Below are 23,446 nucleotides of genomic sequence, written 5' to 3'. Positions count from 1 at the left end.
CACCTCCTTGTCCGCAGACACCGCGCGGATCGTCGCCGTCGACACGTACGACATCCGCTTCCCGACCTCGCGCGAGCTGGACGGCTCCGACGCGATGAACCCCGATCCGGACTACTCCGCCGCCTACCTGATCCTGCGCACCTCAGCGGAGGGCCTGGAGGGCCACGGCTTCACCTTCACCATCGGACGGGGCAACGACGTCCAGGTGGCCGCCATCGAGTCGCTGCGCGAACACGTCGTCGGCCGCTCCGTCGCCGAGCTGTGCGCCGATCCGGCCTCGCTGCACCGCGACCTGATAGGTGACAGCCAACTGCGCTGGCTGGGGCCCGAGAAGGGCGTGATACACATGGCCATCGGCGCGGTGGTCAACGCTGCCTGGGACCTCGCGGCCAAGCGCGAGGGCAAGCCGCTGTGGCAGTTCCTCACGGACGCCGACCCGCAATGGCTGGTCTCACAGGTCGACTTCCGCTACATCGCCGACGTGATCAGCCCCGAGCGGGCACTGGAACTGCTGCGCCGGGGCAAGGACGGCGCCGCCCAGCGCACCGCCGAACTGCTGCGCCGCGGCTATCCCGCGTACACCACCTCGCCCGGCTGGCTCGGCTACTCCGACGAGAAGCTCACCCGGCTCGCCCGCCAGGCCGTCGCCGATGGCTTCCGGCAGATCAAGCTCAAGGTCGGTGCGGACCTGGAGGACGACGTCCGCCGCTGCCGCGCCGCGCGGGCCGCCGTCGGTCCCGACATCCGGATGGCGATCGACGCCAACCAGCGCTGGGGAGTCGAGCAGGCCGTCACCTGGACCACGGCGCTCGCGGAGTTCGACCCGTACTGGATCGAGGAGCCGACCAGCCCGGACGACGTCCTCGGGCACGCCACGATCCGCGAGCAGGTCGCCCCGATCCGGGTGGCCACGGGCGAGCACGTCCAGAACCGCATCGTCTTCAAGCAACTCCTCCAGGCCGGCGCCGTCGACATCGTGCAGATCGACGCCGCCCGGGTCGGCGGTGTCAACGAGAACCTCGCCATCCTGCTGCTCGCCGCCCACTACGGCGTCCCGGTCTGCCCGCACGCCGGCGGCGTCGGTCTGTGCGAACTCGTCCAGCACCTCTCGATGTTCGACTACGTGGCGCTCTCCGGCACCACGGAGGACCGGGTCATCGAGTTCGTCGACCACCTCCACCAGCACTTCCTCGACCCGGTGGTCATCGACGACGGTCACTACCGCGCTCCCACCGCACCGGGCTTCTCCGCCGTCATGCACCGTGCCTCCATCGACACCTACCGCTACCCGGACGGGGACTTCTGGACGGCGGACCTGGCCGCGCGCCGCGCGGACGAGCAGAGGGAGGTGCGGGCATGACCACCGACCTCGACGGACTCACAGCCCTGGTCACCGGCGGAGCGTCCGGCATCGGGCTCGCCACCGCGACCCTGCTCGCCGGACGCGGCGCCCGCGTCGCCGTCCTCGACCTCGACCCGCGTGCGGTGGAACCGCCGCTGACCGGCTTCACCGCCGACATCGCCGACGACGCCTCGGTCCGCACGGTGGTCGAGGACGCGGCGGGGGCGCTCGGTGGGATCGACATCCTGGTCAACAACGCCGGCATCGGCGCCGCCGGGACGGTCGAGGACAATCCGGACGAGCAGTGGCACCGGGTGCTCGACGTGAACGTCCTCGGCATCGTCCGCACCACCCGCGCCGCCCTGCCGTACTTGCGCCGCTCCCCGCACGCCTCCGTGGTCAACACCTGCTCGATCGCCGCCACCGCCGGCCTGCCTCAGCGCGCGCTCTACTCGGCCAGCAAGGGAGCCGTCCTCTCGCTCACCCTGGCCATGGCCGCCGACCACGTCCGTGAGGGCATCCGGGTCAACTGCGTCAGCCCCGGTACGGTCGACACTCCGTGGGTCGGCCGGCTGCTCGACGCCGCCGACGACCCGGCCGCCGAACGCGCAGCCCTCGAAGCCCGCCAGCCGCACGGCCGCCTGGTCACCGTCGACGAGGTCGCCGCCGCCATCGCCTACCTCGCCTCGCCCGCCGCCGCCTCCGTGACCGGCACCGCACTCGCCGTCGACGGCGGCATGGCCGGTCTGCGACTGCGCCCGGCCGCCCGGTGAGGGGCACGACGATGCACCGCGCACCTCTCGGGCGCAGCGGCGCCACGGTCACCCGGCTCTCCTTCGGTGCTGCAGGGATCGGCAACCTCTTCACCCCCGTGCCGGACGAGGCCGCACAGGGCGCCGTCGAGGCGGCGTGGGCGGCCGGCATCCGTTCCTTCGACACCGCGCCGCACTACGGGCTGGGCTTGTCCGAGCGCAGGCTCGGCGCCGCCCTGCGCCGCTACCCGCGCGAGGAGTTCACCGTCGCCACCAAGGTCGGCAGGCTGCTCGTGCCCACGACGCCCGTCGATGGGGACGACCGGGCGAACGGCTTCGCCGTCCCCGCGACCCACCGGCGGGTCTGGGACTTCACCACGGACGGCGTACGACGCTCGATCGCGGCCAGCCTGGAGCGGCTCGGGCTGGACCGGATCGACATCGTGCACCTGCACGATCCGGACGACCACTACGACGAGGCCCTCGGCCAGGCCTATCCGGCCCTGGAACGACTGCGCGCCGAAGGCGTCGTCCGGGCGATCGGGGTGGGCATGAACCAGTCCGCGATGCTGACCCGGTTCGTCCGTGACACCGACGTCGACGCCGTACTGCTGGCCGGACGGTACACCCTGCTCGACCAGGGAGCCGTGGCCGACCTGCTGCCCGAGGCGGCCGCGCGCGGTGTCTCGGTGATCGTCGGAGGGGTCTTCAACTCCGGTGTACTGGCCGCGCCCAGCCCCGGCGCCACCTTCGACTACGCGGCCGCGCCAGCCGCGCTGGTCGACCGGGTGCTGCGGATGCAGGCGGTCTGCCGGCGCCACGGCGTGCCGCTGCGTGCGGCGGCGGTCCGCTTCGCCCTCGCGCCGCAGGCCGTCACGGGCGTGCTGATCGGAGCCCGCTCGGCCGAGGAGATCACCGATGCGGCCCGCCTGCTGGAACTGGACATCCCGGAAGCCCTCTGGCGGGAGTTGACGGCCGAAGGTCTGCTGCCCGGCGGGCTTCCCCTTCCCGAGGCAGGTTAGCCATGCGCATCGCCCTGTTCATCACCTGTTTCAACGACTCGCTCTACCCCGGCACCGGTCGGGCCGTCGTCACCGTACTGGAGCGACTGGGCCACACCGTCGAGTTCCCGCAGGAGCAGACCTGCTGCGGGCAGATGCACTTCAACACCGGCTACCGCCCCGAAGCGCTGCCCCTGGTCACCCGCTTCGCCCGCACCTTCGCCCCGTACGACGCCGTGGTCACGCCGTCCGCGTCCTGCGCCGGGATGGTCCGCGAGAACCACCTCACCGTCGCCGAGCACTACGGCAGCCCCGCGCTCGGTCGTCAGATCGCCGAACTAGCCCCGCGGGTACACGAGTTCACCGAATTCCTGACCGACGTGCTCGATGTCACCGACGTCGGCGCCTGCTTCCCGCACCGCGTCACGTACCACCCCACCTGCCACTCCCTTCGCGGCCTGCGCCTCGGCGACCGGCCGCAGCGGTTGCTGCGGGCCGTACGGGGCCTGGAACTCGTCGATCTGCCCGCCGCCGACTCGTGCTGCGGCTTCGGCGGCACATTCGCGGTCAAGAACGCCGACACCTCCGCCGCGATGCTCGCCGACAAGACCGCGGGGGTCCGTTCGACCGGCGCCGAAGTGCTGTGCGCCGCCGACAACTCCTGCCTGATGCACATCGGTGGTGGCTTGTCCCGTCAGGGCGCGGGCGTGCGCACCATGCACCTGGCCGAGATCCTCGCCGCCACCGAAGGAGACCAACGATGAACACCCCCGAGAGCCGGGGCGTGGTGTGGCTCGACTCACCGTCCTTCCCCGAGGCTGCCCGTGACGCACTGAAGAACGACCAGCTGCGCGGCAACCTGAAGCGGGCCACGACCACCATCCGTGACAAGCGCCTCCAGGCGGCCGGCGAGCTGGAGGACTGGGAGCAGCTGCGCGAGGCTGCCGAGGCGATCAAGAAGCGCACCGCTCGTCACCTCGACCGGTACCTGGTGCAGTTGGAGGAGACGCTCACCGCCGCGGGCGGCACCGTGCACTGGGCGACCGACGCCGCGGACGCCAACCGGATCGTCACCGAGCTAATCCGGGCCACCGGAGAGCGGGAGGTCGTCAAGGTCAAGTCGATGGCCACCCAGGAGACCGGCCTGAACGAACACCTCGCCGAGGCCGGCATCACCGCGTACGAGACGGACCTCGCCGAGCTCATCGTGCAGTTGGGCGACGACCGGCCCTCCCACATCCTCGTTCCGGCGATCCACCGCAACCGGACCGAGATCCGCGACATCTTCAACGCCGCGATGGGCCGGTGGGGCCGGCCCGCCCCCGACCGGCTGACGGACGACCCCCGCGACCTCGCCGAGGCCGCGCGGCTGCACCTTCGGGAGAAGTTCCTGACCGCCAAGGTCGCCGTCTCCGGCGCCAACTTCGCGATCGCCGACACCGGAACGGTGGGCGTCGTCGAGTCCGAGGGCAACGGCCGGATGTGCCTCACCCTCCCGCGCACCCTCATCACCGTCATGGGCATCGAGAAGGTCCTGCCCACCTGGACCGACCTGGAGGTCTTCCTCCAGCTCCTGCCCCGCTCCTCCACCGGCGAGCGGATGAACCCCTACACCTCCACCTGGACCGGCACCACCGAGGGCGACGGCCCGCAGGAGTTCCACCTCGTGCTGCTCGACAACGGCCGCACCGACACGCTCGCCGACACCGTCGGCCGACAGGCCCTCGCCTGCATCCGCTGCTCCGCGTGCCTCAATGTCTGCCCGGTCTACGAGCGGACCGGAGGCCACGCCTACGGATCGGTGTACCCCGGCCCGATCGGCGCCGTCCTCACCCCCCAACTCGTGGGAGTGGGCGGCGACACCAGGAGTGCGGCCGCCACCCTGCCGTTCGCCTCCACCCTGTGCGGCGCCTGCTACGACGCCTGCCCGGTCAGGATCAACATTCCGGAGCTGCTGGCGCACCTGCGCGCCGAGGTGGTCGAGAGCAAGCGGGCCTCCCGGCGGGTCCCGAGCGCCGAGGCGTTGCTGATGAAGGCGGCCGCCACCGTCCTGGACAGCCCGGCCCTCCTGGCCGGCGCCCAGAAGGCGGGTGCGCTCGCCGCCCGAGCGCTGAGCCGGGACGGCCGCATCGGACGCCTTCCCGGTCCCCTGAGCGGGTGGTCCGACACCCGCGACACCCCCGTACCGCCGGCGGAGTCCTTCCGCAGCTGGTGGCGCGAGAACCGGGAAGGTGCCGAATGAGCAGCCGAGAGACGACCCTGCGCCGCATCCGCGCCGCACTCGCCGACGTTCCGGCCGACGAGCGGCCCGCCGACGTCGCGGTACCCCGCGGCTACCGGCGCAGCCACGTCCGCGCGGGCCAGGACGTCGTCGCCCTGTTCACCGAACGCGTCGGCGACTACCGGGCGACGGTCGTCCTGGCGGATCCGACCGGTGTCCCGGGCGCGATAGCCGCCGCACTCACGGCACGCGGGGTCCGCCGCCTGGCGCTGCCGAGCGGATTCCCGGCCGAACTCCTGCCGCCCGGCGACTGGCAGTGGCACCCCGAGCCGCTGGACGTCCCCGCCCTCGACACCCTGGACGGCGCGCTCACCCTCGCCGCGGCCGGCATCGCCGTCACGGGCACCATCGTCCTGGACGCCGGGCCAGGCCAGGGCCGGCGGGCCCTCACCCTGATCCCCGACTACCACCTGTGCGTCCTGCGCGCCGAGCAGATCCACGGCGACGTCCCCGACGCGCTCGCGCAGCTCGATCCGGTACGCCCGCTGACGTTCGTCTCCGGCCCCTCCGCCACCAGCGACATCGAACTCGACCGGGTCGAAGGCGTCCACGGCCCGCGCACGCTGGACGTCATCGTCGTCATCGAGGAGCAGTCATGAGGGGACCAGCTGTGAGAGTGGCCCTGCACACCCGCCTGCGCCCCGACCGGATCGCCGAGTACGAGGCCGCCCACCGAGAGGTGCCCGCCGAACTGGTCCGCGCGATCCGGGCGGCCGGCGCGACCTCGTGGACCATCTGGCGCAGTGGCACCGAGCTCTTCCACCTGGTGGAGTGTGAGGACTACCCACGGCTGCTGGCAGAGTTGGCGCACCTGCCCGCCAATGTCGTATGGCAGTCCCGCATGGCGGAGCTGCTGGAAACGGTCCACGACTACTCGCCGGAGGGCGCCGCCGCCGGCCTGCCGAAGGTGTGGGAGCTGTGACCGGACGCCGCATCATCGACGCCCACCACCACGTCTGGGACCTCGCGGTCCGGCCCCAGCCCTGGATCGCGGGCGATGCGCTGAAACCCCTGGCCCGCTCCTTCCCGGTCACCGACCTCGAACCGCAGGCCCGCGCGGCAGGAGTTACGGCCACCGTGGTGGTGCAGACCGTCTGCGTGCCGGAGGAGACCCCGGAGCTGCTGGCCCTCGCGGCCGAGGACGGTCCGGTGGCCGGAGTGGTCGGCTGGACGGACCTGACGGCCCCTGATGTGGCCTCCGCCCTGGCCGCGCTCCGCGAGTCACGGGGTGGGGACCGACTGGTCGGAATCCGCCACCAGGTCCAGGAGGAGTCCGACCCGCGGTGGCTGCTGCGCGCCGACGTACGGCGCGGCCTGCGCGCCGTCGCCGAGGCGGGTCTCGTCTACGACCTCGTGGTCAAGCCGCACCAGCTGCGCGCGGCCGCCGCAGCCGCGGCCGGGCTCACCGGTCTGACGTTCGTCCTGGACCACCTGGGCAAGCCCCCGATCGCCTCGGGGACACTCGACGCCTGGGCGGCCGACCTCCGCGCGCTGGCAGCCCTGCCGAACACGGTCTGCAAGCTCTCCGGCCTGGTCACCGAGGCGACGCCCGGCTCGTGGACGGTCGAGGACCTGCGGCCGTGGGCGGCGACGGCCTTCGACGCCTTCGGCCCGCACCGCCTGCTGTTCGGCTCCGACTGGCCGGTCTCCACCCTGGAGGCCGGGTACGGGGAGATCGTCGGGATCGCAGACCGGCTCACCGAGGGGCTGAGCGCGGACGAGAAGGAAGCGGTCTTCCGGCGCAACGCCGCCCGCGTCTACCGGCTGACCCAGTGACCGCTCGTCTGGGCCCGGCGCAGCCACTGCGCCACCCCGGTGATGTGGACGGTGGCCACCGCGCGGGCGGCCTCCACATCGTGTGCGGCGATCGCGTCCAGGAGTGCCCGGTGCTCCGCGATGGTCTGCGCCACGGCGGACTCCTGGGTCAGACCGCGCCAGATCCGGGCGCGGGCCGTCCGAGCGGCCAAGGAGTCGATGAGAGAGCTGAGAACGCTGTTGCCGGCCGCCGCGGCGATCCGGGCGTGGAACTCCAGGTCGGCGGCGACCAGCGCTTCCACCGCGGGGTTGTCGCCGAGGTCGTCCAGGTTGCTGCGAAGTTCGGCCACCTGGTCATCGGTCATCCGCTGAGCGGCCAGCGCGGCTGCCGCCGGCTCCAGGATCGCCCGGACCTGGAGCAGTTCCAGCACCGATTCGTCGCGCTGCAGGTCCAGGATGAAGGTCAGCGCCTCCAGCAGAAGGGCCGGCTCCAGGCTGCTCACGTAGGTGCCGTCGCCCTGCCGGACGTCCAGCACGTTCAGCAGCGACAGTGCCTTGACCGCTTCGCGGAGCGAGCTGCGGGAAAGGCCGAGCTCCGCGGCCAGGTCGGGCTCCTTGGGCAGCCGGTCGCCAGGCTTGAGGGTTCCGGAGAGGATCATCGCCTTGATCTTCTCGATGGCCTCATCGGTGACAGCCACGTCCGAGCCTTCCACTGGTCCGATGTTTGACCAGTAAGTATGCACCCAGCCGGCGGATCGGGATTCGGTGAGCCGGTCAGTGGGGGCGAAACCTCCGGTGGGCTTTACCCGGTTCGCCGCGGCGGCCACCCGCGCGGCCCGGAAGGCGGCCGACGAGGAGCCGGGCGCGCGGATCGAGGAGATCCGCAGCGAGTCGAACGGCGTCTACGGCGTCCGGCGGATCACCCGGGAACTGGGGGAGCGGCACGGTACCGCATTCCATCGGCGTACCGCGACGATCGCAGAACGTCACTACCGCGGACACTACGAGTTCGACCTGAGTAATCCCCCTCCGCCGCAGGCCCGTTGTCGGGCCAGGCGCGCCCGACGGCGCGTGGCGGAGGGGGATTAGGCACTCAGTCGGTCCCGCAGGGTTCAGGGCGTGGGGGTGTCCGAGGGGTCCTTGGCGGCGTCCGACTCGGCGGCGGCGGCCGCGCTGTCGGCGGCGTCCACCTTCTGCTGCATCTCGCCGAGCTGGTCACCGCCGGCCGCGGTGCCGGCGGCAGCCGCCGTTGCGGCCGGTCCGCCAGCGGCAGGCGCGGTGGTGGCGGGTGCGGTGGTGGCGGGTGCGGCGGTCGGCTGGGAGGCGGTGCCCGTCCCGCCCGTGTTCCCGCTGCCGCTCCCGCCGCATGCTGTTAGGGCGAGCGAGGCGAGCAGGACTGCGGCGGTGAGACCGGCGGCCCGCCGCAGCGGGCGAGCGGTGGCCGGACGTGGGGCCGCTGCGCGGGCGGTCATGGTGCGAGCGGTCACTGCGCGGTCGAGGTGCCGAGGCCCTGCGAGGAGCACCAGGTGGCCACGTCCTTCAGGTCGTTCTGCCGCTGGGTGAGCGTGGGCACCAGGCTCTTGCGGTAGGCCAGGCGGTCGTTGAGGTAGCTGTAGACGGCGGTGTGCCCGGCGGCCTTGGCGTTGTCCACCCGCTGCTCCAGACGGGCGACCGAGCCGACCTCGGTGTTCGGGCCGTTCAGGCGGTTCAGCGCGTTCTGGATCCGCTGCTCGGTCTTGGGCAGGCGCTTGCAGATGTCCTTCGCGCCGTCGCCCTTGGGCGCGGGCAGGGTCTTCGGGGTCACCGTGGCCACCGGGGTGGTGTTGGTGGTCGCCGCCTGGGCGGGGCCGGCGAACGCGAACAGGGTGCCGCCGAGGGCGAGAGCACCGGCCGCGGCGGCGGCCTTGCGGTAGGAGCGCATGGTGAGTCCTCCAGTTGCCAGGGGTGGCAGATCCGGCCGGACCGTCGGGCGGCCCGGCTGAGCAGGACGGTAGAGGGCCTCTTTGTGGATTCCTTGTGAGCCGTGGACTCCTTGTGAGTCGCCGGGGCCGGGAGCCTCCGCTGCCCGCTCAGCCGCTCGCCCCCGTGGACCTGATCCAGTGGCGGCGGGTCGGCAGGGGCAGGGTCGGGGCGTCCGGGGCGACCAGGGGCAGGCGGATCTCGATGCGGCAGCCGCTACCGCTCGGCGGCTCGGTGACCGTGACCGTGCCCCGGTGCAGGGCCACCTGCTGGGCGACCAGGGTCAGCCCCAGGCCCGAGCCGGGGCTGTCCCGGCGGCGGTGGAACCGGTCGAAGACCGCCGCGCGGTCCTCGACCGGGATGCCCGGCCCGTCGTCGTCCACGGTCAGGACCGCCTGCCTGGCCTCCCGGTGCAGCCCGAGCACGATCCGGGCCGGCAACCCGGGACGGTGGCCGTGCACGGCTGCGTTGGCCAGCAGGTTGTCGCAGACGATCCGCAGCCCGGCCTCCCAGCCGTGCACCCGCAGCCCGCCGCCGTCCGGCCCGGTGGGGTCGGGAGCGGCCAGGGCGATGACCGCCAGCTCCGGCCGCCGTCGGCGAAGCTCGGCGACCGCCGCCGCGGCCGGCTCGGCCAGGTCCAGCGGTCCGAACGCCTCCTCCTCGACCAGGTCGCCGCGGGCCAGTGTGCGCAGCGCGGTCAGCAGGTCGAGCAGCCGCCGGTGGTCGTCGCGCAGGTCGGCGATGATCTCCGCGCGGTCGCCCGGCGGCAGGTCGGGGTGCGCGCTGAGCACGTCCAGGTTGGTCTGCAGGCCCATCAGCGGGGTGCGCAGCTCGTGCGAGGCGGCGGCGGAGAACGAGCGGGCGGTCTCCAGCGCCTGTCCGGTGCGGGTGACCTGCTCGTCGTAGCGGGCCAGTGCGCTCTCCAGCGCGACCGCGAGCTCGTCCACCTCGCGGATCCCGCTGCGCCGGTGCCCGAAGTCGGCGGCGCCGGCGCGTGGGTCCAGGGCGGCGGCCCGGCGGCCGAGCCGGCTGAGCGGGGCGGTGGCGCGCCGGGCCAGGGCGTAGGCGAGCAGGCCGGAGACCGGTGCGGCCAGCACGGCGGCCCACAGGATCCGTCCGCGTACCGCGTCCACTTGCGGGTCCGTCGCGGACACCGGCGTCGCGACCCAGAGCGTGCCGGGGTCGGCGCCGGTCACCTGCCGGGCCAGCACCCGCCAGGCGCGGCCCTGTGCGTGCACGGTGACCGGGCCGCCGGTGTTCCCGTGGGCGGGCTGCGGCAGCACCGAGGCGGGGCCCGGCATCGGGCCGCCCTGGGTGACCTGGTTGCCGTTCGCGTCCGCCACCCGGATGCCGACGTCCAGCGCGTCGTCCAGCAGGTTGCGGCGCTGGTTCTGTTCGACCCGGAGCCGGCCCTGTTGCGTCGCGTTCAGCAGCGCCCGGGAGGCGGGCAGCACGGCGTCGGCGCGGTCGCGCAGCTTGGTGTCCTGCTGGGCGCGCAGGTCGTGGGTGACCAGGCCGAGCAGCAGCGCGCCCGTGCCCAGCACCAACAGCGGGACGAGCAGCGCGGCGCCGATCGCGATCCGGGTGGCAAGGCTCATCGAGCGCAGGGCGGGGGTCGCGCCGGTCACTGGTCCGCCTCCGGCATCCGCAGCACGAAGCCGACGCCGCGCACGGTGTGGATCAGTCGGGGCCGGCCGCCCTCTTCCAGCTTGCGGCGCAGGTAGCTGACGAAGGTGTCGACGGCATCGGTGCGGACCTCGAAGTCGTAGCCCCAGACCCGCTCCAGCAACTGGTCGCGGGTCAGTACCAGGCCGGCGTTGCGGGCGAGGTACTCCAGCAGCTCGAACTCGCGGCGGGTCAGCCGCACCGGCCGGCCGTCCCGGCGCACTTCGCGGGTGGCGGGCTCGATCTCCAGCGGTCCGACCCGCAGCAGTTCGCCGCCCGGTCCGTCGAGTCGGCCTCCCACACCCACGCCGGCCGGCGGGCGGCGGCGCAGCAGGGCGTGCAGCCGCAGCACCAGTTCCTCCAGTGCGAACGGCTTGACCAGGTAGTCGTCCGCGCCCGCCTGCAGGCCGGCCACCCGGTCGGCCAGCTCGTCCAGTGCGGAGAGCATCAGCACGGGCGTGTCGACGCCCTGGTCGCGCAGTCGGCGGCAGACCTCGGTGCCGGTCAGGTCGGGCATCGAGACGTCGAGCACCAGCACGTCCGGCGGCTCGGTGGCTACCAGCTCCAGCGCCGCCCGCCCGCCGTCCGCCGAGCGCACGGTGAACCCGCTCAGCCGCAGGCCGCGCTCCAGCGACCGGCGGATCGTGTCGTCGTCGTCCACCACCAGCACCGTCCCGGTGCTGTCACCGACCGCCATCGGCCCTCTCCTCGCTGCCTCCCGGCCGTTTGCCGGGCCCCACGATGGCACGGGCCGATGAGAGTTTTTCTCATCGAAGTCGGGGCCCGTGTGAGTGTGTGCGGTGGTGTCAGCGGGATGGGCGGCAGCGGGCTGGTCGGGGACGGATGTTCGCTGAGCTCGACTTTTCTCGGCTGGTGTGATGGGTCCTGGCCTGAACAAGTGGCTGTCATGGCCAGCCCCGGGCTTGCGCATGATGCGATCGGCGTAGCACTGGCGCTGACCTGCGACGGGGAGTGTCAGCCCGGCCAACTCACCACCACGTCCGACGCGGTTGCGCAGCCGATCGTAGTGCGGCGCCGGCTGCGTAGTGGTTCCGGTTGCGACTGCGACCCTCGGCGGTGTGCATGTCACCACACCACAGCACGCTGGGGCGGCGGCGTCGAAACGCCGGGGCCTGCGGCTGGCGCGGCGGACCCGGCCCACGGCAGCGCGTACCAGGAGAGCGTGGCGAGAACGGCTGCGCTCGGCAACTCGGCGACGTACGCGAGCAGTTGCGCGAGCTGGTAGTCGGAGCCGCGATGTGCCGACCACAGGTCGAAGAACGCGTCCAGGCCCAGCAGGACGGCGGTGGCCGAGGCCATCGGACTGGTGGCCGGGTGGCGGCGACGCACCAGCCGGGCCAGCAGGAACAGCGCCGCCACCTCCATGACGTCCAGCCACACCCAGGAATTGGAGAGGTTTCGTGCGCCGAAGCGCCCCTTCACCGACATCGCGAGCACGACGATCCATGGCATCAGCAGGAAGCCCGCCGTATGGAACGCCATCGGCAGCCAGCGCCGGATTGCCGCCTCGCGGGCTGCGATCCGCCTCCGAAAGGTGTGTGTCGGCATCGTTGTGTGCCTTTTCCTTCGCGGTAGTTGGGTTCCAAGCGGTGTGTCGGCCGACCGGCCTGCCGCTCCTACGTGAAATACCTACTCGGGCGACGTCCTGCCCGGTTCACCGTTGCGCGGCCGGGCTCGACGGCGCCGGGACGTCGATCACGACGGCGCTGCCCCGGATGACCGCGTCGCCGGAGGCGGGCAGTTGGCCACAAACGCGACGAACGGGCAGCCCCGGTGTAGGGCAGGCGCCCTCCACCACCCTGGACACCCGCAGTCCGGAACTCTGCACGCTCAGTCTGGCGTCGGCGACACTCTTGCCTGCCAGATCCGGCATTCGGACGGCTCGCCCCCCGGGTGGCGAGCCGGCCGCCGAGTACGCCCCGGCGGCCGCGCACACGGCTGCGCACAGCACCGTGGCAAGGACGACGCGTGTCGCCCGTCTGCCACGCTGCGGACCGCGGGTGCGCTGGACCCGACCGGGCGCGGGCTCAACCGGTGCCGAGGCGTGGTCCGAGGCAGGCGGAGTCAGACAGGTCGTGAGCACGTCGCTCGCGTGCGTACGGGCGACGACGGCGGCCAGCGTGTGGGCTACGGCGATGCGCATCTCGGTGGCGGTCTGGTACCGCTGGTGACGGTCCTTCGCCAGAGCTGGCAGCACGAGACCGTCGCACACGTCCGGCAGCTCCGGCGTGTATGTCGAGGGCGGCTGCGGCTCCTCGTTGACGTGTTGCCATGCCACCGCGATGGGCGTTTCGCCGGTGAACGGCGGCCTCCCGGTCAGCAGTTCGTAGAGCAGGCAGCCCGCGGAGTACAGATCTGAGCGCACGTCCACCGACTCGCCGCTCGCCTGCTCGGGCGACAGATAGGCCGCCGTACCGATGACCACGGAGCCCTGGGTCAGGGCCGTCGCGTCCATCGCAAGGAATTGGGCGATGCCGAAGTCCATGACCTTGGTCCGCCCGTCCCGTGTCACCATCACGTTCGCGGGTTTGACGTCACGGTGCACGATGCCTTGGGCATGGGCGCGTTCCAATGCCTCCAGCACGCCGAGCGTCAGTTCCAGGGCCCGCGCGGCCGGCAAGGGTGGGCCCTGGCGCAGCATCTCGTCAAGGGTGCATCCCTGGACGTACTCCATCACCAGGTACGGCAGCACCCCCTCACCCAGCGCCTCCTCGCCGCTGTCGTAGACCGCAACGATCGAGGAGTGGTTGAGCGAAGCCGTGGAGAGGGCCTCCCGCCGGAACCGGAGCAGCGAGGTGGGGTCGGTGGCCAGGTCCGGGCGGAGGGCTTTTACTGCCACCAGGCGGTCAAGACGCTGGTCTCGGGCCAGGTGCACCTCTGCCATACCCCCGCGCCCCAGGAGCGCCAAGACCGCGTACCGCCCGCCCAGGACATGCCCTGGTTCCATCGCACCTGTCCTCACTCGTGTCGAGACGTGAGCGCCGCCGTCTCATGCCAGCAGGTCCGGGCACGGTACGAGGCATTCTTGTGAGATCTCTGTGAAAGCGCCGGTGTGTGTCCGAGGTCCGCCAGGTGGCGCTGATCCGCTGGGCACTGCGTGGGGCGTCTCCGCACGCCGTGAAGGCCTCCGCCTGCCAGCCCGTCAGCACCACTCGGCGCGGTTGACCGTCCCGGCGGTCGGTGATGCCGAGTCTGCTGGGCAGACGCGGGTAGATGAGGCCCCCGCTGGCGTACTCTCGCCGGTGAGAGTGCGCCAGCGGGAGGTTCGGAAAGCCACCCCAGCCGATCCCGTGTTGGTGGCACAAGGCCTTCCCGCCAGTCAGTGCTCGCGATGCCCCGGGCGGGAGGCGGTGCAACGAATTGACTTGTCAAACCGGCCGGGCAGGATCACAGGCCTCGTTCGCCGGCGCGACTGAGCCCGGGCTGAACGGCGCCGCAGGCTTCAGGACCACGACTGGCGCTCCTTCAACTGTGGCTTCCTGCAGGGCAGTTGTCGCCGAAGGCGAACTCGGCCGTGACGGGCGCGTGGTCGCTCCAGCGCTCCGCATGGGAGGCGGCGCGCTCGACGTAGGCCGCTATGCATTTGTCTGCGATGCCCGGGTTTGTCGCGATGAGGCCGATTCTCCAGCGGATAGACGCCCTTTCGAAAAAGGTCCGCTCGTTCGAGAGTGCCTGTTCGAGGGTGCCGCGTCGCCGCGCACAAGCATCTGCGGAAGGACGGACCAGTGGGCGGGCGCTCATTCCGGCTGCCGTGAGTTTGGTGGCCGGTCTGGACGGTGGCTTCATCGGGATGTCATCGGCCGCTGCCACTGTCGTCCGGTGACCTCGGCCGACCGCGTACCGCATCGGAGAGCGGGCGCGTGGGCCGACTGCGTGTGGAGGATCGAATGCGAGCACGAAGGATTGCGGCCGCGTCAGCCGGGCTTCTGCTGACGGCCGGGCTCACGGCGGCACAGGGGGCGACGGCACAGGGGGCCACGGCACGAGTGGCTGCTCCGTGCGAGGGCACCTACACGATCGTTGTCGGGGGCACCGGCAGCTCGTGGGACCACGACAACTTCACCGGCAACATCCAGCAGCACGTCGGGTATCCCACCCAGATCCCCAACGGCGCGAGCACGCGGGCGGGCGTCAACGAGCTGAACCGGCTGGTCCGCGACCAGCGCGCCGCGTGTCCGGGCCAGCACGTCAAGATGGCCGGGTACTCCTTGGGCGCCGGGGTGGTGCACGTCTGGGTCAGCGAGAACTGGCGGACGTTCGACAACGTCAACGCCATCCTCGTCGCGGACCCCAAACGCCAGGGCCCTCCCGGCGCCAACGGCGGAGCCGTGCCGTTCGGCGGCCTGATCGGCCCGCCGCTCGCCGGTGCCGACAGCAACTTCGGCAACGTGCCCGTCAAGACGATCTGCCACTGGGACTACGTCTGCGACGAATCCGCCGGTATCTGGACCTATCCGGCCAATCACATGAACAACTACCCCGAAGACTTCAACATGGATCACCACAACGACAGCGCCAACGAGCAGTGGTACAACGGCACCTGGTACCCCCGGTAACCACGGTACGCACAGCCCGCGTCCGTGGCCGAATTCCTCCACCCCTGTCAGCGGCCGGGAACGTCCGGCCACCGACAGGGGTGCGGCCTCTTCATCGGGATGTCATCACCCTTCCCGAACGTGGCCGTGTTCAGTCAAATGCCTGTACCGCAGGGGAAGGACGGCTCGATGGCACGGAGGAGATTCACCGCGAGGCTGCCGATCGCGGTCATGGCCGCGGTGGCGTTGATGAGTACGATGGCGGCCACCGGGGCACCGGCTACCGGGTCAACGGCCGCCGGGGCACCGACTGTCGGAGCGGGGCCGGACAAACCGACGATCCGTTACACCGAGTACGGGATTCCGCACATCATCGCCTCGAACTGGGAGGGCCTGGGGGAGGGGTACGGATACGCCGCGGCCAAGGACAACATCTGCACCCTGGCCGACACCTATCTGATGGTCAATGCCCAGCGGTCCCGTTATCTGGGGGCCGACGGCAGGACGAGCCCCGGCGAGCACCAGAACACCACCACCAATCTCAACAGTGACCTGTACTTCCAGCGGATCAACGACAACCGGGTGGTGGAGCGGGCGATCGACCAGCCCGCCCCCAACGGTCCGGAGCCGGAGGTCAGGGAGGGCATCCGCGGCTACGTCCAGGGGTACAACAGGTACCTGGCCGAGACCGGCGTGAACAACATCTCCGACCCGGCCTGCCGCGGTGCGGCCTGGGTGCGGCCGATCACGGAGCTGGACGTCTACCGGCACGCGCACGCCGAGATCATCATGGGCGTCGCCGATCCGCTGCTGGACGGTGAGGTGAACGCCGTACCCCCGGGGGCGGCGGCCGCCGCGCCGCCGGCGGTCTCCGCCGAGGAGACCGCGTCGAAGATCCGCGACGCGATGGCCGTCAGCCGCCAGCAGAGCATGGGCAGCAACGCCCTGGCGGTCGGTGCCCAGGGGGTGTCCGGGGGTACCAGCATGCTGCTGGCCAACCCGCACTTCCCCTGGCAGGGCAAGAACCGGATGTGGCAGAGCCAGCTGACCATCCCGGGAAGGATCAACGTCTCCGGGGGCAGCCTGCTCGGCCTGCCCGCGGTGAACATCGGGCACACCGACGACGTCGCCTGGAGTCACACCGTCGCCACGGTGGCCCCGTTCGGGCTGTTCGACGTGCAGGTGGACCCGCTGCGCCCGACCAACTACCTGGTGGACGGCACCTGGCAGCCGATGACCTCGCAGCAGGTCGGGGTCGACGTGCTGAACGCGGACGGCTCCATCGGCAGGGTCACCAGGACGCTGTGGTCCACCCGCTACGGCCCGATCACCGCGTCGATGCAGGGCGTCGCGCTGCCCTGGGTCGTGAGCGCGCACGCGGTGCGCGACGCGAACATGGGCAACCTCCGGGCGTTGAACACCTGGTTCCACCTCGACCAGGCCAAGGACGTCAACGACGTGGTGAACACCCTGGAGACCACGGAGGGCGTCCCGTTCTTCAACACCGTCGCCGCCGACCGCAAGGGCAACGCCCTGTACGCGGACATCCAGGCGACCCCGAACATCACCGACGCGCACGCGCAGTCCTGCCTCACCCTGACCGGCCAGCTGCTGTTCAACCAGTCGCTGCGGCTGCCCAACGTGCCGCCCGTCTCCATCTTCGACGGCAAGCGCAGCGAGTGCGACTGGCCCAACGACCCGAACGCGGTCGCGCCGGGACTGCTGGACCCGCACAAGCAGCCGCGCCTGATCCGCTCCGACTTCGTGGGCAACGCCAACGACAGTGCCTGGCTGGCCAACCCCGAGCAGCCGCTGGCCTTCCCGAGGGTGATGGGCGACACGGGGACGGCCCGCTCGCTGCGCACCCAGGAGCTGATCCTGACCGCGCAGAACCGGATCAACGGCACCGACGGCCTGCCGGGCAGGGGGTTCACGCCGGAGAACATGCAGCAGTTGCTGTTCGGCGACAACAGCAGGGCGGCCGACCTAACCCTCAACGCCACGGTGACCGCGTGCCAGAACGTGCCCTTCGGGCTCGTCCTGGTGGATGGCAACCTGGTCAACGTGAGCGAGGCCTGCCCGGTCCTGGCCGCCTGGAAGAGCCACAAGTACACGTCGGACAGCCGGGGTTCGTGGCTGTTCGAGAACTACTGGGCCTACCTGACGAACGGGCAGGCGATCGAGAAGGCGCCGTGGCGGGTGCCCTTCGACCCCAAGGACCCGGTGCACACGCCGAACTCGCTGGACCCCGGCAACGACGCCGTCCGCAACGCGCTCGCCCGCGCGGTCCTCGCGCTGCGCAACTCCGGCATCGCGCTGGACGCGCGGCTGTCGGACGTCCAGAAGATCACCCGCAACGGCGAACAGATCCCGATCCACGGCTCGATCCACGAACTGGGCGTGCTGAACGTGGTCACGCCCGGCACGGTCGACGGCAAGCTGGACATCGTCTTCGGATCCAGTTTCATCCAGCAGACGCGGTTCACCGCCGACGGCCCGCCGCAGTCCGCCTCGGTGTTGGCCTACTCCCAGTCGGCCAACCCGAACTCGCCGCACTACGCCGACCAGACCCGACTGTTCTCGGCGGGCGAGTGGGTGACGGAACGCTATACCGAGGATCAGATCGCGGCGTCACCGGTCCTGGAGGTCAAGGTTCTTGACTGAGGCCACGCCGCGTACGACAACGCCCACGAGGGGGAACACCGTGACGAGGACATTGCACCGCTGGCGAACGGTGGTGGCCCTGCTGGCCGCCATCGTCGGAATCGTGGGGACGGCCACAACGGCCGCTCCGGCCCGGGCCGCTGGTGCCGTCGGCACCAGCACCGCCGGCACCGGGGCGCCGCCGCGGATGACGGACGGGTTCGGCCTGACCCAGGTCGACACGTCCGTGGGCGACTCCACCAACTTCTACCTCACCGTGACCACGCCCGAGGTCACGGGCAAGCACCACATCAAGATCATCCTGCCGAGCGGCTACTACGACGACCCGGCCAGGCGCTACCCGGTGCTGTACTTCCTGCACGGTTCGCCCGACGACCCGGTCCAGCAGAACTATCCGGCGCTGACCACCTCGAACGCGATGATCACCGTCATCCCGGACGGCGGCGCGCGGGGCTGGTACGCCAACTGGCTCAACCAGAACACCCAGCTCGGCGCCCAGAACTGGGAGAACTTCCACCTCAAGCAGGTGATCCCGTTCATCGACGCGAACCTGCGGACCATCGCCACCAAGAAGGCCAGGGCCGTCGCGGGCGTCTCCATGGGCGGGTTCGGGGCCCTCCACTACGCCCAGGACCACCCCGAACTGTTCAGCCAGACCGCGTCCCTGTCCGGAGACATCGACCTGTCGGTCGACTCCATGGACCTGCGACTGGCCGTCGTCGCTTCCCTCATCGACGGCCAGGGCGTGATCTGCGGCTCGTCGTCCGGATTCTGCGACCCCGCGAACGACCCCTACAAGCCGGGCGTGGACAGTGACGCGCTGTTCGGTACGCCCTACCCGGTGTTCAACGCGGACTGGCGGTGGAACCAGGCCGACCCGTCCCAGCACATGGACAAGCTCTCCGGCGTCGGGGTCTCCATCTACGTGGGCAACGGACGCGGCGTGCCCACCGATCTGGAGTTCTGGCTCGAAGGCGCCTCCAAACACGTCAAGGACCGCATGGACGCCCTGGGTATGCCCTACTACTACGTCGACTACGGAGACGGCTCCGCCTGGGGCACCCAGTGCAACGGCGGCCACAGCGGCGGCTGCTGGGAACAGGACCTCCGGGACCTGATCCCCCGGCTGGAACGGGCCTTCGCGTCCTGACCGTTCGGGGCTCCACCGGGTACGCCCCGGTGGAGCCCCCTCACCGCGTGGCCCCGGTGAGGCCGAGGCCGGCTTCGTCCCCGCGCAGGATCATCTGGCACGTCCGCCGCAGCATCCGGCTCGGCGGAACCCCCAGGTCGCCGGCCAGACGGCGGCGAGCGCGCTCGAACACGGCCAAGGCGTCGGCCTGTCGGCCGCTACGGTACAGCGCACGCATCAGCATCGCGGCCACCGGCTCGTTCAGGGGGTGCTCCGCGGACAAGGCGATCAGCTCGGCGATCGCCTCGGAGCACTGGCCCAGCCGCAGCTGCCATTCCGCCTTCCGCTGTGCGACGGTGATCCTGCGCTCGGCGAGTCGCAGCCGCTCAAGCTCGGCGAGCGGGCCGGGCAGGCCGGCCAGGAGCTCCCCGCGGAACAGGTCCAACGCCTGCGAACAGAGGCGGACCGCCTCGGCCGGTTCGCCCGCTCGATGGGCCGTCCCGGCCTCGGTGACCAGGCCCTCCAGGCGGGTCAGGTCCACTTCGGCCGCGCCGGAGGCCAGACGGTAGCCACACCGGTCGTGTTCGATCACCGAGTCCGGGCTGTCCCCGATGCGCAGGGTCTTGCGCAGCCGGTAGATGTGGACCGGCACCACGTTCGTGACCGGCGGCTCCAACCCCCATACGCCGTCGAGCAGTTCCTGCTGACTGACGGCCCGCCCCGCGCGCAGCGCCAGCGCCGCCAGTACGGCCTGCTGGCGCAGATGCCCCAGGTCCAGGGACCGCCCGTCCTGCCATGCCCGCAGTGGTCCGAGCACGGAGATCTGCACCTTCGGTCCAGCCGCCCGGGCGGCGGCGCTCCGCAGTGCCGGGCCCACCACCTGCGTGCGGGGGCCGCGGCCAGGGGAGACGAGTCCGCAGTCGAAGGCATGGACGATGGCGGCGGCCCGGTCGCGCAGCCCGAGCTTCACGAGGGTCCGCGCGAGGTGTCCGGCCACGGCGTCCTCGGGGATGGCGAGGGCGGCGGCGATCTCGTCGTTTCTCAGGCCGCAGCCGACCGCCTGGAGCACTTCGCGCTCCTGGTACCCGAGCACGGCGGCGCTCGGCCGGCTGGTGGTGGCAGTCGTCGGCATCGTCGCTCCCTTGACTCTGAGCCGGCCGGTCTGGCGGAGGCCGTCGACACGGTAGTAAAGGGAGCGCCGGGCGGGGAATCCGGAAAGATCCGGAGTAGCGCGCGACGGTTCCCGACGGACCGGCGCACGCGTGTGGCCGCCACCCGGTTGGTGGTGGGACTCATGACGGTCCCCACCCGTACGAGCGAGTGCGTCGGCCGCCGGCCTCCTCGCCCCCGACCGGCCACTGACCCTGGTTCACCCCGGACTTCCCCGTGCTGGTCAGGGGCAGTGGACGAGGCTGGGGTGGTCCTTGGTGCGGACGGCGGGGAGCCAGCCGGTGGTCGGGCCGGGCAGGTGGATGCGGTACCAGAGGGTGGAGGTGCGGTCCTCCTCGTCGATGATGGGGAGACCGGTGGGGAGTTGGCAGTCGGCGTCGAGGGTGTCGTTGTTCCAGACGCGAGTGGGGATGACGTTCTGGGCGGTGTAGGGACGCTGGGGGTCGACGGCGAGGCCGAGGCTGCACCGGGGGTCGCGGTCGGTGCGGTCCTGGCAGCCCCGTTCGGCGTTGAAGACCTTGATGCGGGCGGAGTGCGCGGGTGGGCCGGGGTGCGGCCAGAGGGCGGTGGCGGTGGCGGTGGCGGTGACGGCGGCTGCGGCGCAGGTGGCGATGGCGAGCAGGACGGCCCGCGGCCGTGGACGGCGGGGGCGGTGGCCCGACTGGTGATCGCGGATGCGGGCGAGCAGGCTCTCGGCGGTGTGCGGGGCGCGGGCGGCGTGGGTGGGGGCGAGGCAGTCGGCGACGAGGGCGCGCCAGAACGGGGGGACGGCGGGGGCCAGGCGCAGGGCGGCGCGGCCTTCCGCGTACTGCTGGGCGGCGGCGCTGCGCGCGGTGGAGGTGGCGCCCGGGAAGGGCGGGAAGCCAGCGGCAAACACCTCGTGGACCACGATGCCGAGCGCCCAGATGTCGGCGGTGGTACGGATCTTGACGCCGTATTCGCCGAGTGGTTCCTTCCAGCGTTCCGGCGGAAGGTAGTCGGGGGTGCCCATGGGGGTGGAGTGGCCGTGGGTGCCGGTGAGTTCGATGGCGAGGCCGAAGTCGGAGAGGCGGACCTCGCCGTCCCGGCCGATGAGGACGTTCTCGGGTTTGAGGTCGGTGTGGACCCAGCCGGAGCGGTGCAGGTGGGCCAGGCCCTCGCAGATGCCGGCGACGATCCGGGCGCCCCGGGCCTCGTCGACGCCGGTGGCGAGCAGGTCGCGAAGGGTGCACCGGGCGCGTTCCATGACCAGGACGATCGCGCCGTCGAGCGCGGGGTGGTCGGGGGCGGCCAGGACGAGGGTGTCGAGCAGGCGGACCAGCCGGGGGTGCGGGGTGGTGTGGGCCAACTCGGCTTCGCGGCGGGCGGCTTCGGCGACCTGGCGGGCCTGGCGGGGGGCGAGTCCGGCGGTCGGCAGCACCTTGAGGGCGACCGTGTCGTCCATACTGTCTGCGCTGTCCGAGCCGTTCGAAGCGGCAGCGTCCTCGGCCCGGCGGGCGGCATAGACGGTCGCCCAGCCGCCTTCGCCGATGCGGCCGGTGACGGTCCAGTCGCCGACCCGGTGACCGGGCGGCAGCAATTCCTCACCGTCCCCGCAGAAGGTCAGGTCGTGCACCATCGGCGGCCTCCCTACCGTCCGGGCTCGGCGAGATCGGGGCGCGGCAGGAGCGCGAGGTGCTCCTCGCGGACGATGCCGAACTTCAGGGCGAGTCCGACGACGGCCTCGCGCTTGCCGCTGCGGCGGTCCGCGCGGCCCGCGCCGTCGGGTAGGCCGATGCGGAGCTTCTCGTCGGCGAGGTAGTCGAGGTGCGAGCTGACCGCGCGGGCGGTGAGCCGGGCGCAGGCGGGGTGGCCGCGCAGCCGCGCGACCACCTGGGGGGTGGTGGGCACGGCGGCGGGGGAGAGGTCGCGCAGCCACGGTTCGCAGAGCGCGACCAGGACCAGGAAGTAGGTGGCCGTCTCGTCCAGCGAGTACGCCGTCATGGTGCGGCTCTCCCAGGAACCGCCGCGGGCGTGCGGGTCCAGGTAGACGTGGTCGGGCGCGAACACCTGGAAGGACAGCGGGGTTTCGCGCCGTGAGGGCAGCACCACCCGGGAGAACTCGAACGGGATCGGCGCGCCGATCCGCCGCGGCGGCACCCGCAGGTACTCGCCGGCGCCCTCCGGGTTCTCCACCAGGTAGGCGTGGGTGTTGCTGAGGTTGCTCAACTGCCAGTGGTCGTCGGTCGCGTGGATCTCGCCGGCCAGCCGGGAGACCGTCTCGTCGCCGAGGCGGAGCTCCACCGGCGTGCCGGCCGAGCCGCGGCCGAAGCGCGCCCGCTCTCCCGGACCGAGCCGCAAGGTCACCGCGTCGTCGCCGTTCTCCTCCGGCAAGTGGACGAGTATCCCGCTCACCGTTCCCCCGTCCCGCGCACCGTTGCCCCACCTCGCATGGTGACCGTTGTCCGACGGACGAACGTTACCTCTTTGGGCATGACAATAAACCGTATGGTGGCGCGAGCCACGTGACGGGGGAATCGGGTGAGCGGGCGGACGGGTGGTCAGAGCATCGGCGCCACTGGGCGGTCGCCGAAGGCGGTCCACGGACGCCAACCGCCCGCGGTGGCGGTACGGCCCGCGAGCGGGAGCACGAGTACTCCCGCTCCGGTCGCCCGCGGCAGGCCGCGCCTGCTGATCGGGTGCACGACTGTGCTCAAGGGAGCTACCGGTGGGGTTAGTTGACGGCAGGTCCGGCGGTGGCGCTGAGCCAGGCCCAGTCGGACCAGGTGGAGAACCCGGTCTGCCACTTGTGGTAGACGCCGGCGCTGCTGGCGCCGAATACCTCGATCCGGCCGTCGGCGTTGGCCGTGGCGAAGATCTCGGTTCCGCCGCCGCCGAAGGTGTCCCACTGGCCGTACGGCGCGTTGAGGCCGGTCTGCCAGATGTGCTGTGCGGTACTGCCGTTGATGGCGAACGCCTCCACCCGGCCGTCCGGCGAACGCTCACTGGTGAGCCGGGAGTCGGCGGGTCCGCCGGCGGCTTCCCAGTCGGACCAACTGGTCGAATTGGTCTGGTACTTGTGGAAGACGCCGGTCGGGCCGGAGGCGAGGACTTCGAGTCGGCCGTCCTGGTTGTGGTCGACGGTGAGGGCGTGGCCGCCGCCGCCGAAGGTCTCCCAGGCTGACCAGCCGCCGTTGACGGCGGTCTGCCACTG

The 23,446-nt window shown here is 71.7% G+C and carries 22 protein-coding genes and 1 pseudogene; 12 read left to right on the top strand and 11 right to left on the bottom strand.

All coding sequences use genetic code 11. The features are described from left to right. Window positions 1–7: 7 nt before the first annotated feature. Genes ACWC9T_RS23865 through ACWC9T_RS23830 form a run of 8 tightly spaced genes read left to right on the top strand, consistent with a single transcriptional unit; the run spans window position 8 to window position 7,152 of the window. Window positions 8–1,360 (top strand): enolase C-terminal domain-like protein, encoded by a 1,353-nt coding sequence (locus tag ACWC9T_RS23865; protein WP_449823077.1) that lies wholly within the window; start codon window positions 8–10, stop codon window positions 1,358–1,360. After that, complete coding sequence (locus tag ACWC9T_RS23860) at window positions 1,357–2,115, top strand: SDR family NAD(P)-dependent oxidoreductase (protein WP_449823076.1); 759 nt, start codon at window positions 1,357–1,359, stop codon at window positions 2,113–2,115. The genes ACWC9T_RS23865 and ACWC9T_RS23860 overlap by 4 nt, the downstream gene beginning before the upstream one ends. Window positions 2,116–2,126: 11 nt before the next feature. Continuing rightward, window positions 2,127–3,116, top strand: coding sequence for an aldo/keto reductase (locus ACWC9T_RS23855; protein ID WP_449823075.1), 990 nt, complete (start codon window positions 2,127–2,129; stop codon window positions 3,114–3,116). 2 nt (window positions 3,117–3,118) lie between these two features. Next, window positions 3,119–3,859: a (Fe-S)-binding protein gene (locus ACWC9T_RS23850; protein WP_449823074.1), complete on the top strand. Its 741-nt coding sequence runs from the start codon at window positions 3,119–3,121 to the stop codon at window positions 3,857–3,859. Then, a complete protein-coding gene (locus ACWC9T_RS23845; protein ID WP_449823073.1) occupies window positions 3,856–5,337 on the top strand; it encodes a LutB/LldF family L-lactate oxidation iron-sulfur protein in 1,482 nt (493 codons plus the stop codon). The genes ACWC9T_RS23850 and ACWC9T_RS23845 overlap by 4 nt, the downstream gene beginning before the upstream one ends. Beyond that, window positions 5,334–5,975, top strand: coding sequence for a LutC/YkgG family protein (locus tag ACWC9T_RS23840; protein ID WP_449823072.1), 642 nt, complete (start codon window positions 5,334–5,336; stop codon window positions 5,973–5,975). Before ACWC9T_RS23845 ends, ACWC9T_RS23840 begins: the two co-directional genes overlap by 4 nt. A gap of 11 nt (window positions 5,976–5,986) precedes the next feature. After that, the gene (locus tag ACWC9T_RS23835; RefSeq protein ID WP_396245668.1) at window positions 5,987–6,298 is read left to right on the top strand and encodes an L-rhamnose mutarotase; all 312 of its coding nucleotides are present in this window, start codon (window positions 5,987–5,989) and stop codon (window positions 6,296–6,298) included. Further along, window positions 6,295–7,152 carry an amidohydrolase family protein gene (locus ACWC9T_RS23830; RefSeq protein ID WP_449823071.1) on the top strand — a complete coding sequence of 286 codons (858 nt, stop codon included), beginning with the start codon at window positions 6,295–6,297 and terminating at the stop codon, window positions 7,150–7,152. Before ACWC9T_RS23835 ends, ACWC9T_RS23830 begins: the two co-directional genes overlap by 4 nt. Here ACWC9T_RS23830 and ACWC9T_RS23825 read toward each other — a convergent pair. After that, window positions 7,134–7,829 carry a FadR/GntR family transcriptional regulator gene (locus tag ACWC9T_RS23825; protein ID WP_449823070.1) on the bottom strand — a complete coding sequence of 232 codons (696 nt, stop codon included), beginning with the start codon at window positions 7,827–7,829 and terminating at the stop codon, window positions 7,134–7,136. The genes ACWC9T_RS23830 and ACWC9T_RS23825 overlap by 19 nt on opposite strands. Window positions 7,830–7,896: 67 nt before the next feature. On the opposite strand from ACWC9T_RS23825, the gene ACWC9T_RS23820 reads away from it, so the two are divergent. Beyond that, the gene (locus ACWC9T_RS23820; RefSeq protein WP_449823069.1) at window positions 7,897–8,220 is read left to right on the top strand and encodes an IS3 family transposase; all 324 of its coding nucleotides are present in this window, start codon (window positions 7,897–7,899) and stop codon (window positions 8,218–8,220) included. 23 nt (window positions 8,221–8,243) lie between these two features. On the opposite strand, the gene ACWC9T_RS23815 is transcribed toward ACWC9T_RS23820, so the two are convergent. From ACWC9T_RS23815 to ACWC9T_RS23790, 6 genes are all read right to left on the bottom strand, one after another. Further along, complete coding sequence (locus ACWC9T_RS23815) at window positions 8,244–8,603, bottom strand: hypothetical protein (RefSeq protein ID WP_449823068.1); 360 nt, start codon at window positions 8,601–8,603, stop codon at window positions 8,244–8,246. A gap of 11 nt (window positions 8,604–8,614) precedes the next feature. Continuing rightward, window positions 8,615–9,052 carry a hypothetical protein gene (locus ACWC9T_RS23810; RefSeq protein ID WP_449823067.1) on the bottom strand — a complete coding sequence of 146 codons (438 nt, stop codon included), beginning with the start codon at window positions 9,050–9,052 and terminating at the stop codon, window positions 8,615–8,617. A gap of 148 nt (window positions 9,053–9,200) precedes the next feature. After that, window positions 9,201–10,718: a sensor histidine kinase gene (locus tag ACWC9T_RS23805; RefSeq protein WP_449823066.1), complete on the bottom strand. Its 1,518-nt coding sequence runs from the start codon at window positions 10,716–10,718 to the stop codon at window positions 9,201–9,203. Beyond that, the gene (locus ACWC9T_RS23800) at window positions 10,715–11,452 is read right to left on the bottom strand and encodes a response regulator transcription factor (protein ID WP_449823065.1); all 738 of its coding nucleotides are present in this window, start codon (window positions 11,450–11,452) and stop codon (window positions 10,715–10,717) included. The genes ACWC9T_RS23805 and ACWC9T_RS23800 overlap by 4 nt, the downstream gene beginning before the upstream one ends. Window positions 11,453–11,841: 389 nt before the next feature. Then, window positions 11,842–12,324 carry a hypothetical protein gene (locus ACWC9T_RS23795; RefSeq protein WP_449823064.1) on the bottom strand — a complete coding sequence of 161 codons (483 nt, stop codon included), beginning with the start codon at window positions 12,322–12,324 and terminating at the stop codon, window positions 11,842–11,844. Between the two features lie 106 nt (window positions 12,325–12,430). Then, window positions 12,431–13,723, bottom strand: coding sequence for a protein kinase domain-containing protein (locus ACWC9T_RS23790; RefSeq protein ID WP_449823103.1), 1,293 nt, complete (start codon window positions 13,721–13,723; stop codon window positions 12,431–12,433). Window positions 13,724–14,663: 940 nt separating this feature from the next. Between ACWC9T_RS23790 and ACWC9T_RS23785 the strand changes: the two genes are divergently transcribed. The 3 genes from ACWC9T_RS23785 (at window position 14,664) to ACWC9T_RS23775 (ending at window position 19,125) form a co-directional block, all read left to right on the top strand. Beyond that, the gene (locus tag ACWC9T_RS23785) at window positions 14,664–15,332 is read left to right on the top strand and encodes a cutinase family protein (RefSeq protein ID WP_449823063.1); all 669 of its coding nucleotides are present in this window, start codon (window positions 14,664–14,666) and stop codon (window positions 15,330–15,332) included. 168 nt (window positions 15,333–15,500) lie between these two features. Beyond that, window positions 15,501–17,975 (top strand): penicillin acylase family protein, encoded by a 2,475-nt coding sequence (locus tag ACWC9T_RS23780; protein ID WP_449823062.1) that lies wholly within the window; start codon window positions 15,501–15,503, stop codon window positions 17,973–17,975. A 40-nt stretch (window positions 17,976–18,015) separates the two neighbouring features. Further along, the gene (locus ACWC9T_RS23775) at window positions 18,016–19,125 is read left to right on the top strand and encodes an alpha/beta hydrolase (protein ID WP_449823061.1); all 1,110 of its coding nucleotides are present in this window, start codon (window positions 18,016–18,018) and stop codon (window positions 19,123–19,125) included. 40 nt (window positions 19,126–19,165) lie between these two features. On the opposite strand, the gene ACWC9T_RS23770 is transcribed toward ACWC9T_RS23775, so the two are convergent. The 4 genes and pseudogenes from ACWC9T_RS23770 to ACWC9T_RS23755 form a co-directional block, all read right to left on the bottom strand. Continuing rightward, window positions 19,166–20,236 (bottom strand): BTAD domain-containing putative transcriptional regulator, encoded by a 1,071-nt coding sequence (locus ACWC9T_RS23770; protein WP_449823060.1) that lies wholly within the window; start codon window positions 20,234–20,236, stop codon window positions 19,166–19,168. A 261-nt stretch (window positions 20,237–20,497) separates the two neighbouring features. Then, window positions 20,498–21,871: a serine/threonine-protein kinase gene (locus tag ACWC9T_RS23765; protein ID WP_449823059.1), complete on the bottom strand. Its 1,374-nt coding sequence runs from the start codon at window positions 21,869–21,871 to the stop codon at window positions 20,498–20,500. 11 nt (window positions 21,872–21,882) lie between these two features. Then, window positions 21,883–22,647 (bottom strand): serine/threonine protein kinase, encoded by a 765-nt coding sequence (locus tag ACWC9T_RS23760; RefSeq protein WP_449823058.1) that lies wholly within the window; start codon window positions 22,645–22,647, stop codon window positions 21,883–21,885. A 319-nt stretch (window positions 22,648–22,966) separates the two neighbouring features. Further along, window positions 22,967–23,446, bottom strand: a pseudogene (locus ACWC9T_RS23755) (hypothetical protein); the annotation flags it as partial.

Source organism: Kitasatospora sp. NPDC001159, from assembly GCF_053598235.1.
The sequence above is the reverse complement of the archived record's forward strand: the minus strand, read 5'-3'. Positions and strand labels throughout refer to the sequence as shown.